General features: G+C 70.0%; 13 protein-coding genes and 1 pseudogene. 11 read left to right on the top strand and 3 right to left on the bottom strand.

Features of this window, described 5'->3' with window-relative positions; genetic code table 11:
- Positions 1 to 343 precede the first annotated feature (343 nt).
- The 3 genes from GEV28_RS38285 to GEV28_RS38275 all read right to left on the bottom strand — a co-directional run bounded on the left by GEV28_RS38285 (position 344) and on the right by GEV28_RS38275 (position 2,024).
- Complete coding sequence (locus tag GEV28_RS38285; protein WP_291418583.1) at positions 344 to 1,444, bottom strand: hypothetical protein; 1,101 nt, start codon at positions 1,442 to 1,444, stop codon at positions 344 to 346.
- A gap of 10 nt (positions 1,445 to 1,454) precedes the next feature.
- Positions 1,455 to 1,640 (bottom strand): hypothetical protein, encoded by a 186-nt coding sequence (locus GEV28_RS38280; protein WP_291418581.1) that lies wholly within the window; start codon positions 1,638 to 1,640, stop codon positions 1,455 to 1,457.
- A gap of 72 nt (positions 1,641 to 1,712) precedes the next feature.
- Positions 1,713 to 2,024 (bottom strand): hypothetical protein, encoded by a 312-nt coding sequence (locus GEV28_RS38275; protein ID WP_291418579.1) that lies wholly within the window; start codon positions 2,022 to 2,024, stop codon positions 1,713 to 1,715.
- 189 nt (positions 2,025 to 2,213) lie between these two features.
- Here GEV28_RS38275 and GEV28_RS38270 point away from each other — a divergent pair, with 189 nt between their 5' ends.
- The 11 genes and pseudogenes from GEV28_RS38270 to GEV28_RS38220 all read left to right on the top strand — a co-directional run.
- Entirely contained in the window at positions 2,214 to 3,611 is a 1,398-nt protein-coding gene (locus GEV28_RS38270; protein ID WP_291418577.1) for an MmgE/PrpD family protein, read from the top strand.
- Positions 3,612 to 3,661: 50 nt separating this feature from the next.
- Positions 3,662 to 4,900 (top strand): CaiB/BaiF CoA-transferase family protein, encoded by a 1,239-nt coding sequence (locus tag GEV28_RS38265; protein ID WP_291418575.1) that lies wholly within the window; start codon positions 3,662 to 3,664, stop codon positions 4,898 to 4,900.
- A complete protein-coding gene (locus tag GEV28_RS38260; protein ID WP_291418573.1) occupies positions 4,897 to 6,027 on the top strand; it encodes a MaoC family dehydratase N-terminal domain-containing protein in 1,131 nt (376 codons plus the stop codon). Before GEV28_RS38265 ends, GEV28_RS38260 begins: the two co-directional genes overlap by 4 nt.
- An 80-nt stretch (positions 6,028 to 6,107) precedes the next feature.
- Entirely contained in the window at positions 6,108 to 7,139 is a 1,032-nt protein-coding gene (locus tag GEV28_RS38255; RefSeq protein WP_291418570.1) for an isocitrate/isopropylmalate family dehydrogenase, read from the top strand.
- A 91-nt stretch (positions 7,140 to 7,230) separates the two neighbouring features.
- Positions 7,231 to 8,025: an IclR family transcriptional regulator gene (locus tag GEV28_RS38250; protein WP_291418568.1), complete on the top strand. Its 795-nt coding sequence runs from the start codon at positions 7,231 to 7,233 to the stop codon at positions 8,023 to 8,025.
- 166 nt (positions 8,026 to 8,191) lie between these two features.
- Positions 8,192 to 8,740 carry a UGSC family (seleno)protein gene (locus GEV28_RS38245; RefSeq protein ID WP_291418566.1) on the top strand — a complete coding sequence of 183 codons (549 nt, stop codon included), beginning with the start codon at positions 8,192 to 8,194 and terminating at the stop codon, positions 8,738 to 8,740.
- Positions 8,737 to 9,819, top strand: coding sequence for a hypothetical protein (locus GEV28_RS38240; protein ID WP_291418564.1), 1,083 nt, complete (start codon positions 8,737 to 8,739; stop codon positions 9,817 to 9,819). The genes GEV28_RS38245 and GEV28_RS38240 overlap by 4 nt, the downstream gene beginning before the upstream one ends.
- Positions 9,820 to 9,839: 20 nt before the next feature.
- Positions 9,840 to 10,694 carry an amidohydrolase gene (locus tag GEV28_RS38235; protein WP_291418562.1) on the top strand — a complete coding sequence of 285 codons (855 nt, stop codon included), beginning with the start codon at positions 9,840 to 9,842 and terminating at the stop codon, positions 10,692 to 10,694.
- A gap of 230 nt (positions 10,695 to 10,924) precedes the next feature.
- A complete protein-coding gene (locus tag GEV28_RS38230) occupies positions 10,925 to 12,577 on the top strand; it encodes a hypothetical protein (protein WP_291418560.1) in 1,653 nt (550 codons plus the stop codon).
- A 155-nt stretch (positions 12,578 to 12,732) separates the two neighbouring features.
- On the top strand, positions 12,733 to 13,773 hold the full coding sequence (locus GEV28_RS38225) for an ABC transporter substrate-binding protein (protein WP_291418558.1): 1,041 nt from the start codon (positions 12,733 to 12,735) through the stop codon (positions 13,771 to 13,773).
- Between the two features lie 169 nt (positions 13,774 to 13,942).
- Positions 13,943 to 14,131 (top strand): annotated as a pseudogene (locus GEV28_RS38220) (ABC transporter ATP-binding protein); the annotation flags it as partial.

Below are 14,131 nucleotides of genomic sequence, written 5' to 3'. Positions count from 1 at the left end.
GGCATCAAGATCACCGATCGTGAGATGAGAACACTCCTCGCGCGGTATCTGACCCCACACGAGTGGCACGGCGAATGGAACTACACCATCAGCCCGACCGACACACCCAGTTGAGCGTGTTGTTCATTTCCAAGCCCTAATCCCCCACCAACAGGCGCGGTGAGGACACGGCACCACCGCCCGTGAGTGGTCAGGGGTTCGCCAGCCTGATCGGGTCCGACGCCCGCCCGGAGCTCTCCCTGGGGTCAGGGCGTCGGCCAGGTCGCGGGGTGGCGTGTCCGCGCGATGACCCGCCGGTGATGCGGTAGGCGCCCGTCATCGAGTCCGACCTCGACCGGCCGGCTCAGCCGGCGATCCGCCGGCTCGTCGGTGGGCCCTGGATGTGGTTCTGCACGAAGCCCTTCGACTGGTTGCGGTCCGGGTCGCCACTCACCACGATGCCGACGAGCTCGGGGTGCGGCAGCGCGGGGAGCAGCCGCTCCGGGTCGGCCGACGCCGCGTACTCGGCGGGCAGCCGGCCCTGCTCGACGAGCCGGTCCAGCCGGAACTCGGTGATCCCGACGTCCCACGCGTACCGCTCCAGCTGCCGGGCTCTCAAGTGGACGTTGCGGCCGAGGAACTGCCGGATGTCGTCCTTCGACGCGCCGTCGCCGGCGATCTTCTCCGCGACGTTCGGCGTCATCACCAGCAGGGGGTGGAAGCTGCCGAACCACATGCCCACCCACGACCAGTAGGCCCAGCAACCCTGGCCGATGACCTCGGCGATCAGCTCGGCGTGCGATTCCCACCGCTCGCCGGCGCTGTAGGTCGGCATGCTCGACGCGACGACGCTCTGCACGGTGACGACGCTGTCGTCCGCCGCGAACCCGACGTCCACATTGTACGGTGGCCAGCCGATCGCCTGCACGGCATGGTGGTTCTCGGCCAGCGCGACGAAGAAGCTCTGCCCGAACGTGCCCTTGTCGGTGGCTCCCGGTGGCCCCTTGAGCCCTGCGACGTTGCGCAGGTACAGCTTGAGGAACCGGCCGATCGTGGTGTTCGGCTGCGGGCCGACCCGCAGCGCGCCGGTGCCGCAGTTGAGACCGAGCTCGTCCACGATCGGCCCGCTGACGATCACCAGCGGCTCCCAGCCCGGGGTGCTGCCGGCGTCCTGAATCCGGAACCGCGGATCGGCGATCGCGTCGACGATGCCGATCAGCACCGGCATGTACTCCGGCCGGCAGCCGGCCATCACCGCGTTGACCGCGATGCTCCATATGGTGGCATCGACATTGGCCGGCAGCAGCACCCCGAGCGACTCGTCCGGGTCCCGCGCGGTCCGCTCGAGAAACCGCTCTATTCTCTCGATGGTCGGCGGCACGATCGGCAGCCCGTCGGTCCACAGCTGCCGGCGGAACTCCTCCTGCACGTCGTCGAACGACCCCGTGAACACCGGCGATTCCATTGCGCCTCCGTCAGTCGCCGCGCAGGCGCGACTCCAGGATGGTGATGATCGGGCCGACCAGGTGGTCGTTCACCTTCCGCACGACCGTCTCCGGGGAGTCGTGCAGAATCATTCCCGGGTACCCGACGATGGCCAGCTCCCGGTCCATCAGCGTGCGCACGGTGGCCTTGGCCAGCTCGTAGAACCCTGTCACCACGATCGACACCGTTGGCACACCCGCGGACTCGGCCCGGACGCTGGCCCGCAGAACTGCGGGCGTGCAGGCTCCTCAAGCGCCGACGCCGACCACCGCCACATCGGCACCGGTGGCGTCGAGCCGGCCGGGTAGCGCCTCGACCAACGCGTTGGCCTCGGTGCCGTGGATGTCACCGAAATTGTCGTACCCGACGAACCCGATCCCGGGACGCGACCGGCCGAGCGAGTCACGGAGCGCCGAGAACACCTCGTCGCCGCGGAACCGGTAGTCCCAGACCTCGGCCACCTTCGCCTCGACGAGCGAGGAAGCGACGCGCCGCCGGTCGGTGACCCGCACCTTGGGGGCCGGCCGACCTTCTGGAGAGAACACCTCGAACGTCGTCACGCGGGCTCCTCCCACATGCCGGCAGCGGCACGAATTCGAAGCGGAGTTCTCATGATAGAACGCTGTATCACCTATTGATGGACGCTAAGCATGGCACGCGGTGAAGTCAAGGCCGGGATCCGTGCGCCGAACGGGACGTTGACTTCCGGCGACTCGGAGCTATTCTACTGATAGAGCTATGTTCCATAGATGAAACAGGCGCGGATGAGACTCGAGACGGCGCTCGCCACCCAGGCGAGCCGGGTGGGGTACGACCAGCTCCCGCGGGAAGCCGTCGAGGCGGCCCGGCGGGCGGTGCTGTGGACGGTCGGCTCGATGATCGCCGGCAGCCAGGACGCCGGCTCGGACCGCGTGCTCGCGTTCGCGGCCGAGCAGCAGCCGGACCGCAGCGGGCCGGCCACGATCGTCGGCGGTGGCGGTGGCTTCTCCGTCGCCCTGGCCGGCTACGCCAACGGGGTCTACGCGAAGGCGCTGGAGTACGAGGACAAGTTCTGGATCGGCAACAGCCACGCCTACGCCGTCGCGGTGGCCACCGTTCCGGCGGCGTTCGCGGCCGCGGAACACCGCACGGCTGCGAACGCCACCGTGTCCGGCCAGGACCTGCTCACCGCGGTCGCCGCCGGTACGGACGCCGAGATCCGGATGGTGGCGGCCGCACCGCACGCCATCGACACGCCGTTCAACTCCACCTACCTGTTCGGCCACTTCGGCGCCGCCGCCACCGCGGGCCGGATCTTCGGGCTGAGCGCCGCGGCCATGCTCGACGCGCTCGGGCTGGCCTACACCCAGATCGCCGGGACCTACCAGGCCCACCACGAGGGCAGCCTCGCCGTGCGCATGCAGATGGGCGCCTGTGTCCGAAACGGAGTCCAGGCCGCGCTGCTCGCGGGGCACGGCGTCGACGGCCCGCACGAGTTCCTCACCGGTACCGACGGGCTGTACCCGACGTTCTTCCGGGAGTGCGAGTCGGCCGCGCTGCTCGACGGCCTCGGGCGGGAGTTCCGCGGGACCCGGCTCGGGTTCAAGGGCTACCCGTGCTGCGCGGCGATGCACCAGGCCATGGACGCGGTGCTGGACCTGCGGACGAGGCACGGCATCCGGCCCGAGCAGGTGGCCGCCGTGCGGGTGCACGGCGCGCCGAGCATGGAGATCACCTGCCGGCCGATCGAGGCGAAGCGGCACCCGACCAACCACGTCGAGCAGTCGTTCAGCCTGCCGTGGTCGGTGGCCTGCCTGCTCACCGCGGGCCGGCTCACCCTGGCCGACTTCCGCGAGAGCGCGCTGGCCGATCCGACCAGAACGGCGTTGGCGGCGAAGGTGTCCGGCGAGCTGGACGCGCCGGACGACGGCGTGTACGCCGAGATCGAACTGTCCAATGGCGACACCGTGCGGTCGGCCCCGGTCGGCGCGCCGACCGGGCATCCCGACAACCCGCTGTCCCTCGACCGGCTCATCGAGCGGTACCAGGACTGTGCCCGCAACGGCGCGCCCCGGCACACCACGGAGCGAACCGAGCGCGCGCTCGACCTGATACTGAACCTGGAGAAGGTCGACGACGCGACCGAAGTCTTCCGCGTCCTCGGCTGAGCCGGCCGAATCCGCTGATCGTCCAAAGGAAACTCGGGAAGGGATCGCTGATGGTCAACGAGCAAGCAGCGCCACCTGGGCCGCTCGCCGGCGTTCGGGTACTCGACCTCACCCGGGTGCTCTCCGGGCCGTTCGGCACGTTGATACTCGGCGACCTCGGCGCGGACATCATCAAGGTCGAGGAACCCGGCGGCGGGGACCGGGTACGCACCATCGCCCCGTTCCACGACGGCGACCTGAGCCACTACTTCCTCGCCGTGAACCGCAACAAGCGCAGCATCGTCGTCGACCTGAAGAGCGAGCGCGGCCGCGACCTCATCCTGGAGCTGGTGGCGCACTGTGATGTGCTGATCGAGAACTTCCGGCCGGACGTGATGACCCGGCTCGGCCTCGAGTTCGACGTGATCAAGGCGCACAAGCCGGACATCGTCATGTGCTCGATCAGCGGTTTCGGGCGGACCGGGCCGCTGCGCGACAAGCCGTCGTTCGACCTGGTCACCCAGGCCCGCAGCGGGGTCATGTCGATCACCGGCGAGCCGGAGGGGGCGCCCACCAAGATGGGCCTGCCGATGGGCGACCTCGGCGGCGGGCTGTGGTCGGCGATCGCGGTGCTCGCCGCGCTGCACCACCGCGACCGCACGGGTGAGGCCCAGCACATCGACCTCAGCCTGCTGGAAGGCATGGTCGGCATGCTCGGCTACCTCGGCCAGCTGGCGCTGCTCACCGGCACCAGCCCCGGCCGCGTCGGCAGCAGCCACCACAACGTGGTGCCGTACGGGCGGTTCGAGGTGGCCGACGGCCATCTGGTGCTGGCGCTGCACGTCGGGAACTTCTGGCGCAAGTTCTGTGTGGCCATCGACCGGCCGGACCTGATCGAGGACCCGCGCTTCCGCACCACCACGAACCGGCGGGACAACCGGGACATCCTGGTGCCGATCATCGAGGACATCCTCCGGACCAAGACCAGGGACGAGTGGAGCGGGATCTTCGACGAGGCCGACCTGCCGTACGCCCCGATCCTCGGCGTGGCCGAGGCGCTCGCGCAGGAACAGTTGCAGGACAGGGAGATCCTGCGGACGGTGTCGCATCCGACGGCCGGCGACGTGAAGATCGTCCGCCCGCCGGTCCGGTTCCCGGAGAACAACTTCGAGCCCCCGCTCCGCCCGCCGCCACTTCTGGGCGAACACACCCGCGAGGTGTGCCGGACGATCCTGGGCTGGGACGACGCCAGGATCGACGAGCTGATCGAGGGATTCGAGAACGGACGGGTAGGGGTGAAACCAGCGTGAGCACCGCGGTGGATGGGCAGATCACGGATCGGGAACTCGACCGGCTGCGCGGTCGGCTCGGCGAGGTGGTGAAGGTCTCCGAGCCGCCCTACCTCACCGAGGCGAGCTTCGACGCGATCCGGCGCTGGGCGCTGGCCACCGGCGACCGCAACCGGCTCTACCACGACCCGGACTACGCGGCCACGACCAGGTTCGGCTCGGTGATCGCACCACCCTGCCTGCCCTACGCGCTGAGCCGGCTGTCGATCGGCTACCGCGGCGGGCTGCCCGGCGTGCACTCGATGTTCGGCGGCTCGCACTGGAAGTGGTTCGAACCGTTGCCGGAGGGTGCCAAGACCTCATCGGAAACCCGGTTCACCGACCTCATCGAGCTGTCCGGGCAGTTCTCCGGCCGAATGTTCAAGCAGGTCAGCACGACGACCTTCAGCAACAGCTCCACCGGCCGGCCGTTCGCCGAGATCCAGGGCTGGGGCATGCGCACCGAGCGGCAGTCCGCCCGCAAGCGCGGCAAGTACAACGACATCTCGACCGCGAAGACGTCCTACGACGCGGCCGCGCTGACGGCGATCGCCGAGGAGTACACGGCCGAGCGGCCACGCGGCGCGGACGTTCTCCACTGGAACGACGTCGCGGTCGGCGCGGCGGTGCCGTCGATCATCCGGGGTCCGTACTCGCCGACCAACGCGGTGGCCTTCGAGCAGGCCTGGGGCGGGTTGTTCATCCACGCCCACGGTTTCTGGTTCGACTTCCTGCGCGAGCACCCGGCGATCGGGCTGTCCAACGCGTTCGGCGTGCCGGAGCCGCCCGAGGCGGTGCACTGGGACGGCGACCTGGCTCGCCGGGCCGGCGTGCCGGACGCCTACGACTACGGCCCGGAGCGGATCTCCTGGCTGAGCGTCATGCTCACCAACTGGATCGGCGACCAAGGCTTCATCGAGGAGCTGTACACCGAGATCCGCGGCTTCAACCTGATGGGCGACCTGTCCCGGTGCCACGGCCTGGTGGAGGGCAAGACCGACCCCGACCAGGACGGCGACGGCCGGGTACGGGTACGCATCTGGATCACCAACCAGCGCGACCAGACCACCGCCAAGGGCTGGGCGGTCGTCCGGCTGCCGGCCCGGTAGAGCGCCATGAGCGAGCTTGCGAGCGAACCATCGACACAGGGCGACCGCGAGCGGCGTCACCGAGCCCGCGAGGGGACGTCATGAGCGAATCATCAACACAGGGCGGCAAGGTTTCCGCTGCGCTGGTGCGCGGCGACGGGATCGGACCGGGCGTCGTCGACTCGGCGGTGGCCGTGTTGGCCGCGGCAGGCGCCGAGATCGACTGGCTCCCGGTGCCGGCCGGCGAGGATGCCTTCCGGGACACCGGCAGCGCGTTGCCGGACCGGACGGTGCAGACGGTCCGGGACACCGGGCTCGCGCTCAAGGGGCCGATGACCGTGCCCATGTCCGGCTACCCCAGCCCGAACGGCGGGATGCGGGACATCGTGCGCGCGTATGTCAACGTCCGCGGCGTGCGCCACTACCCGCACCGGGGGTACGCCCGCTACCCGGGCCTGGACGTGACCATCGTCCGCGATGTCACCGAGGACCTGACCCGCGGCGCCCAGCAGGAGACCGACGGCGGCGAGGCCGGGATCGCGCTGAAGGTCATCACCCGCGCGGCCTCCGAGCGGCTGGCCCACTTCGCCTACGAGTGGGCGATCAGCCATGGCAGCGAGACCGTGCACGTGGCGCACCTGGCCCCGGCCCAGCGGACCACCGACGGGCTGTTCCTCCGGTCCGCGTTGTCGGTCGCCGAGCGGTACCCGGCGCTGCGGGTGGTGGAGGAGGCCATCGACCCGGTGTGCGTGCACCTGCTCCAGGACCCGTCGCCCTACCGGATCGTGCTCACCCCGAACGTGTACGGCGGCATCCTGTGCGGGGTGGTCGCCGGGCTCGCCGGCACCGTGGGAGTCATGCCGGGCGGCAACTTCGGCCCGGACGGCGCGGTGTTCGAGGCCGGGCACGGCAGTGCGCCCCGGTACGCGGGGACCGACACGGCGAACCCGGTCGGCTTGATCCTCTCCGGGGCGATGTTGCTCGACCACGTCGGTCAGCGCGATGTCGGCGAGCGGGTGCGGCAGGGGGTGTTCGACACCATCGCCGAAGGGGTGGCGCTCACCCGTGATCTCGGCGGCGCCGCCACAACCAGCGAGTTCACCGCCCGGTGCTGCGCGCTGATAGAGAAGTAGGCACGGCCCGACGGGCACGCGGTCCACCCGTCGCGGCCGGGTAGAGTTTCGACGACGCGGCCTGACAATCCGCCACGGAAAGGTGAGGTCAATGCCCCGGACATCAACGAGCGGAGCGACGAGCTCGCCCACCCCGGCGGTCGACCGCGCATTTCAGATTCTCGAATACCTCGCCACGATCTCGCCGGAAGCCGGGGTCACCGAAATAGCAAACGCGCTCGATATCAACAAGAGCACGTGCTACAACATTCTGCAGTCGATGGCCCGTACCGGAGTCGTGGTCCGGGACTCCCGGTTCCCGGTGTATCGGTTGGGCCCGAAGCTGGTCGAGCTGGGCACCGCCAGCCGGCGCAACTTCAACCACCGCGACGACGTGAAGCAGATGGTCCGCCCGCTGGTGGAGAAGTTCGGCATCACGTGCCTGATCGCCCAGCCGCTGCCGGGCTACCGGGGTTTCGTGGTGACCGACCGCTACCTGCCGCGCGGCGAGGACATCCTCAGCGCGCCGATCGGCCAGGTCTACCCGGTGAACGCGCCGGCGATGGGCCGGGCCTTCCTCGCCTTCGAGGACATTCACGGCAGCGCGATCGCCCCGGCCGACTTCGGGCTGCGCACCAACGCGGACCTGGACGCGTTGTTGCGCGGCGCCGACGAGGCCCGCGAGGACGGGTACGGCCGCTCGGTCGGCGAGCAGAACCAGGGAATCAACGCGGTTGCCGCCCCGGTCCGGGGCACCGACGGCCGGGTGAACTTCCTGTTGTGCATATTCGGTTACACACAGCACTTTCCGGACGATCAGATCGATGAGGTCGGGACCGCGTTACGGGCATTGGCTGATCAGATCTCGTACCGGGTTCAGGGCGTCGCCGGGTATTCCGACCGCTGACCGAGCAGATCGATCGATTCAGCTCGGTCGCTTCGCATGCCATTTTCCGGACTAATTCGGCGATTTCAAGATCCCAATAATTAGTCATGCGAAAGACCTAGACGTCGTTCGCTCACTGGACTACCGTTTTTTCTGTAGATCAGCCCACTTGGCATGGAGGGTGGCAATGCAGCCGACTACCACGTATCCGCAGGGCCCGATCACGGTGCTCAGCCCGGCACCGGCCCATCCCGAGGACCACCGCGCCAGCGCGCCCCGGCCGGCCGGGCTCGACGGGTTGACCGTCGGCCTGCTGGACAACAACAAGCCCGGCGCCTCGGTGATCCTCAAGCACCTCGGCGAACTGCTGCGCCGCCGCGGCGCCGCGGAGGTCCTGTACTGGCGCAAGCCGCACCCGTCCGGCCCGACCCAGTACGTCTCCGAGGCCGCCAAGCAGGCGGACATCGTGATCTCCGGGGTCGGCGACTGCGGCTCGTGCTCGTCGTGGAGCCTGCGTGACGCGCTGGACGTCGAGGCCCAGGGCCGCCCGACGGTCACCCTCGTCTCCCAGCCGTTCCTGCAGAAGACCCGGATCGAGGCGGACGCGCTCGGCCTGGCCGAGGCGCCGATCTTCGCCGTCGAGCACCCGATGGCCACCCGGTCGGACGACAACCTGCGCATCGAGGCCGAAAGCCTGCTGGATGCCATCACGAAGTCGTTGGTGCGTGCCGGATGACCGCCACCCTGACCGCCGAGCGCATCGAGGTCCGCGACTTCGAGGACTTCCAGGCGCTCGCGCTCAGCAAGACCTGGCAGGACGGCCTGCCGCTGGTGCCGCCCACCGAGGACCGGGTGGCGGCCATGCTGACCTACTGCGACCGGGACCCGTCCTTCTCCTTCGGCACGGTGGCGCCCTACTACGGGGCCGCCACGGTGGAGAAGCTGGCGATCATCGCCGTGATGGCCGGGTGCGCGCCGGAGTACTTCCCCGTCCTGTGCGCCGCGGTCGACGCGGTGGTGCAGCCCGAGTTCAACCTGTACGGGCTGCAGGCGACCACCAGCCCGGTGACGCCGCTGCTGATCGTCAGCGGTCCGCTGGCCGACGAGATCGGCATCAACGGCGCGGACGGCGCGTTCGGGCACGGCAACGTCGCCAACGCCACGATCGGCCGGGCGCTACGCCTGGTCATGATCATCCTGGGCGGCGGGACGGTCGTACCGCAGGTGGACCGCTCGACGCACGGGTTCCCCGGCAAGTACTCCTTCTGCGCCGCCGAGAACGTGCCGGCCACCCCGTGGGACCCGTTCCCGGTGCAACGCGGGTTCGACCGGTCCACCTCGACGGTCTCGGTGTTCGGCGTGCACGGCTTCCACAGCATGGTCGACATCGTGAGCGACGACGCGGCCGACCTGATGCTGACCCTGTCCGCCGGCGTGGCGGCCACCGGCACGAACAACATGACCCACGGCGGCGAGGCGCTGCTGGTCCTGTGCCCGGAGCACGCGGCGATCATCGGCAGAAGCGGCTGGTCGGTGTCCGACATCCAGCACTTCCTGTTCGAGCACGCCCGGATCGACATGACCCGGCTGCCCGAGGGGTTCCGGACCTACCTGCGCTCGCGCCGCCCGAAGTGGGTCGACCAGGACCGCTATCCGGTCGTCGACCGCCCGGAGCAGCACCAGGTCCTGGTGGTCGGCGGCACCGGCATCCACAGCGTGTACCTGCCCAGCTTCGGCTCGACCGTGGCGGTCACCAGGCCGGTACTCGACGCGGCCGGCGACCCGGTGGCCACCCTCGCCGCGCTGCGGTCCTGAGCCGGCCGGGCGGTGCGGGCATGGTCGTGATCGACGCGCAGGCGCACATCTGGGCCGCTGAGACGCCACAGCGGCCGTGGGTTCCGAACGGTGCGAAGTACGCGCACCGGCCGGTCCCGCTGGGTGCCGGCGAGCTGCTGTCCGAAATGGACCAGGCGGGGGTGGACCGGGCCCTGCTCGTGTCGCCGACCTGGGAGGGCTACCGCAACGACGTCGTCCTGGAGGCCGCGACCACGCATCCGGACCGGTTCCGGGTCGTGGTCCGGCTCGCGCCGACCCGGCCGGACCTGCGGGAGGCGCTGGTCGAGTCCTGGTCGGACCCCAGGGTGCTCGGCGTGCGGACGGCCTTCGTCCGGGACGAGGAGCCGCTGCTGACCGACGGGACGGCCGAGCGGTTCTGGGCGATCGCCGCGGAGGTGGGCATCCCGGTGCTGGTCTTCGCGCCGGGCAACCTGGACCTGGTCGAGCGGGCCGCGGAGCGCCATCCGGGACTGAGCATGATCGTCGACCACCTCGGCGTCGACCCGCGCGCCCGGGATCGCGACCTGGCCGGGAGCATCGCCGCGGTCGTCCGGCTGGCCCGGCTGCACAACGTCGCGGTGAAGGCGACCGGCGTGCCCACGATGGTCACCGAGCCCTACCCGTTCCCGTCGCTGCACGACCACGTCCATCGGGTGGTGGACGCGTTCGGCCCGGAGCGGGTGTTCTGGGGCACGGACCTGTCCCGGCTGCGGTGCGCCTACGGCCAGGTGTGGACGCTGCTGTTCGACGAGCTGACCTTCTTGTCCGACAAGGAGAAGGCACTGCTCGCCGGGGACGCGATGGCCGGCTGGCTGGGCTGGCCGGCCGAGAACGCCGGCGGCGAGCCGCCATGAGCGAGCGTGCGAGCGAATTATCGATATTCATGGCGGCACCGAGCCCGCGGAGGGCGCCGCTGGAGCGGAGCCTGCGGAGCGTTGCGGCGCCGCGGAGCGGGTGAGGAGACGCCATGAGTGAGCGTGCGAGCGAATTATCGATATTCATGGCGGCACCGAGCCCGCGGAGGGCGCCGCTGGAGCGGAGCCTGCGGAGCGTTGCGGCGCCGCGGAGCGGGTGAGGAGACGCCATGAGCGACCGCACGCTGACAGTCATCGACCCCCGGTCGTCCATCGCCGTACCGCAGGCCTCGGTCGCCGCCCGGCCGGCCTCGCTCGACGGGCAGCGGGTGCTGCTGCTGGACAACGGGAAGCTGGACCCGTCCTTCGGCCAGTACGCCGCGGTCTTCGAGGTGCTGCGGCGGATGCTGGTGGACGACCGGCACGCGGTGGTCGAGTCGGACACCGCCGTCCTGCTCGACCACACCCTCGACGACCTGCGCACGCTGGCCGAGAAGATCGCCGGCAGTGGCGTGGTGGCGGCGGTGCTCGCCATGTGCGACACCGGAGTCTCCATGCCGACGGTCGTGCTGGCCACCGAGCTGGAGACGCGCGGGGTGGCCACCGTCGCGGTCTGCCACGGCATCGGGTACACCACCGCGCGGGCCACGGTCGACCGGCTGCTGCCCGGGCTGCCGCTGGTCGAGCTGCGCGCCGACCGGACCGCCCCGGTCGACGCGGTCCTGGCCGAGCTGCGCGACGGCGCGGCTGACGCGGTGCTGCGTGGCCTGCTCGCCGGCGGCGCGGAGCTGCCGGCGCACACCGGGCCCCGCCGTCCGGTGCCGGGCCGGCTCCTGGAGCTGCCGGTCGACGACGCCGTCGCTGACTTCACCGCGCGGCTGCGGAAAAGCGGGTTCGGCGACGGCCTGCTGTTCACCCCGCCCGCCCCGGAACGGGTGGCCGCGATGGTGGCGGCGATGGGAGAGCCTGCCGAGGCCGAGATCTGGCCGGCGATGATCCCGCGCGGGGCGCCGGTCAGCGTCGAGGACGTCGCGGTCGTCGCCGTGATGGCCGGCTGCACACCGGTTCTCGGCCGGCTGGTGCTCGCCGCGTACCGGGCCATGGCCGAGGACGAGTTCCGGCTGTTCCAGGCGGCCATCACCACCCACCCGAGCGGGACCCTCGTCCTGGTCAGCGGCCCGGAGGCGGAGCGGGTGGGCCTGGTCAGCGGGTTCGGCGGCATGGGTCCGGGCCACTGGGCGAACGTCGCGCTCGGGCGCGCAGTCGCGCTGTCCTACAACCTCCTGCTCGGGGTCCGGCCCGGCGCCGGAGATCTCAGCCAGCAGGGCAGCCCCGCCGAGCTCAGCTACTGCGTGGTCGAGAACCTCGCGGCCAGCCCGTGGCCGGGGTACCACGAGCAGCTCGGCGCACCGTCGGACACCGCGGTCCTCGTGCTGAAATGCGAAGGCCCGCACAACGTCCTGGACAATATCCACACCAATGCACACGGTGTCGTGTCAACGGTCGCGCACGCGCTTCACCGGGTCGGCATGAACAATTGTTACAACCCGTCCGCGCAAACCGTCGTATTCCTCAATCCGGAACACGCGAAAATAATTGCGTCCGACGGCTGGACCGTGGACGACGTCCGGTACTTCCTGTACGACACCGCGCGGTCGCCACGCGCGGACGTGCTGGCCAGCGGCATACCCCCGAGTTGGCCGAGCTGGTTCTGGGCGGCCGACCGCATTCCGATCGTCACCAGTCCAAACGACATCATTATTGTGGTGACCGGCGCGCCGGGGCCGCAGTCGCAGGTCGCGGTGCCGTGGGGTTATTCACGCGGCGTGGTCACGTTCGTGCCGGGAGATAGCAATTCTTCCCGGACCGAGACCGATCGTTGACACCCCAGTTGCATAAGTCTACCGTGTGTTCTGCCTAGCATAGGCTGTTCTCCTTGCAGAACGCCGTGGTTCACGGAGGTCGCCCGATGTCCTCGACAGCCCGACGGAACACTCCCTCCCGGCCATCGAGCCGGCGACCCGGGCACACGGTCCGGTTGACCAGCCTCGCCTGCGTCGCGGCCATGCTGCTCGCGTCCTGTGCCGACCGGGGTTCCAGCGGCGGCGGTCAGGAGGGCGGCTCGATCCGGGTGTCCATCGGCGCCCGGGTGCTGAGCATGATTCCGGCCCTGGCGCCCGCCGAGCAGGGCGGCTTCTCGGACGGGATGAAGGTGGAGGTGTTCGACAGCGGTGGCGGGGCCGCCGCTCTGCAGGCGCTGATCAGCGGTGACGTGCTGCTCGCCGGCTCCGGTGGCCCCGAGGCGGTCAACGCCGCGGTGAAGTCCAAGCAGACCAAGGTGGTCGCCACCCTCGCGGTCAACATCGGCACCGAGATCGTGGTGAGCAAGAAGCTGGCCCAGGGCGGGCTGACCCGGGACCTTCCGCTGGCCCAGCGGGTTCAGGGGATGAAGGGCCTGAAGATCGGCATCACGTCCTCGGGCAGCACCACGGACCAGCTGGTCCGTGCGCTGATGACCGACCAGGGGCTCAACCCGGACACCGACGCGTCGATCGTCGCGCTCGGCGGTGCCGACGAGATCGTCGGCGCGCTGCGCGGCGGCAGCGTCGACGTGGTGGCACTCTCCCCGCCCACCGGCCAGATCGTGGAGAAGGAGGGCATCGGCGAGGTCCTGGTCAGCCCGCCGCGCGGGGACGTGGAGTCGATCAACGGGATGATCTACATCACCTTCTCCGCCCGCACCACGGACCTGGAGAACGACGAGACCCGGGCGAAGATCGTCACTTTCGTCGAGGGCGTCGCCGCCTTCCTGCGGCTGGTGAAGAGCGACCCCGACAAGGCGAAGGAGCAGGGGCGCAAGACGTTCCCGAAGCTGGCCCCCGAGGTGTTCGACGCGGCCTGGGACGTGGTCAGCCCTGGCTTCCCGGCCGACCCGACACCGACCGAGGAAAGCATCCGGATCGCTCTGGACTTCCAGGAGAAGTACAGCAAGACCGGGCCGGTCGACTGGACCTTCGACGGCGTCGCCGACGCGTCCATCGCGAAGGACGCGATCACCGCCCTGGACGCCAAAGGATGAGCTAGTGCCCCCCGCCGGAAGTTCGCCACATAATTCGCCGGCCCAGCTTCCTGCTGGCGGCGTTGCCGATCCGCCCGAGTACAACCCGGTACGAGGACGAATCGGCGCCTTGCCAGCAGAAACCTGGACTCACCGACTTACGCGACAGACTTCCGGCGGGGGGCACTAGATGATGCCGGCCAGTGAATCGATCGCCGAACGGCGCGACGGTGCGCCGCCCGCCGCGCTGCGCTTCCGGGACGTGCGCAAGCATTTCTGGAAGGACGGACACTGGGTGGAGGCGATCCGGAACGCGACCTTCGACGTCCAGGACGGTGAGTTCGTCGCGGTCATCGGGCCGAGCGGCTGCGGGAAGTCG

Source organism: Actinophytocola sp. (assembly GCF_009379765.1).
Taxonomy (GTDB): Bacteria; Actinomycetota; Actinomycetes; order Mycobacteriales; family Pseudonocardiaceae; genus Actinophytocola.
Note: the sequence above shows the minus strand (reverse complement) of the source record. Positions and strands in the feature narration are given on the sequence as shown.

Excerpts from the sequence above, each read along its gene's own strand:
- GEV28_RS38285 (WP_291418583.1), bottom strand. The coding sequence starts at position 1,444 with ATGGAATCGCCGGTGTTCACGGGGTCGTTCGACGACGTGCAGGAGGAG.
- GEV28_RS38270 (WP_291418577.1), top strand. The coding sequence starts at position 2,214 with ATGAAACAGGCGCGGATGAGACTCGAGACGGCGCTCGCCACCCAGGCG.
- GEV28_RS38265 (WP_291418575.1), top strand. The coding sequence starts at position 3,662 with ATGGTCAACGAGCAAGCAGCGCCACCTGGGCCGCTCGCCGGCGTTCGG.
- GEV28_RS38255 (WP_291418570.1), top strand. The coding sequence starts at position 6,108 with ATGAGCGAATCATCAACACAGGGCGGCAAGGTTTCCGCTGCGCTGGTG.
- GEV28_RS38250 (WP_291418568.1), top strand. The coding sequence starts at position 7,231 with ATGCCCCGGACATCAACGAGCGGAGCGACGAGCTCGCCCACCCCGGCG.
- GEV28_RS38245 (WP_291418566.1), top strand. The coding sequence starts at position 8,192 with ATGCAGCCGACTACCACGTATCCGCAGGGCCCGATCACGGTGCTCAGC.
- GEV28_RS38240 (WP_291418564.1), top strand. The coding sequence starts at position 8,737 with ATGACCGCCACCCTGACCGCCGAGCGCATCGAGGTCCGCGACTTCGAG.
- GEV28_RS38235 (WP_291418562.1), top strand. The coding sequence starts at position 9,840 with ATGGTCGTGATCGACGCGCAGGCGCACATCTGGGCCGCTGAGACGCCA.
- GEV28_RS38230 (WP_291418560.1), top strand. The coding sequence starts at position 10,925 with ATGAGCGACCGCACGCTGACAGTCATCGACCCCCGGTCGTCCATCGCC.